The following is a 343-nucleotide window of genomic DNA, read 5'->3' on the forward strand; positions in this document are numbered from 1 at the left end:
GGCCGACCGGTTCAAGCCGCGCATCGTGATCGCGATGGCGACCGTGTTCTGGGGCTTCTTCCAGGCGATCGCCGCGCTGTGCACCAACGCACCGTCGCTCCTGCTCACGCGCCTCGGCCTCGGTGCGTCCGAAGCGCCGATCTACCCGGCCGGCGGCAAGCTCAACGCAATCTGGATGACGCAGACCGAACGCGGCCGCGGCGCCACGCTGCTCGACGGCGGCGCGCCGCTCGGCGCGGCCCTGGGCGCGGTGCTGATCGCCGGCCTGATCGCGCTGCTCGGCTCGTGGCGGCTCGCGTTCGCGGTGGCCGGCGTCGGCACGGTGCTCGCCGGTTTCCTCGCG

General features: G+C 73.8%; 1 protein-coding gene. It reads left to right on the forward strand.

What is annotated here, in order from left to right; translation table 11 throughout:
• Positions 1-343 (forward strand): MFS transporter (locus SB725_RS30410; protein ID WP_410923059.1); only part of this gene is annotated, 343 nt, incomplete at both ends.

Source organism: Pseudomonas sp. SIMBA_041, assembly GCF_046535095.1.
Taxonomy (GTDB): Bacteria; Pseudomonadota; Gammaproteobacteria; order Pseudomonadales; family Pseudomonadaceae; genus Aquipseudomonas; species Aquipseudomonas mucoides.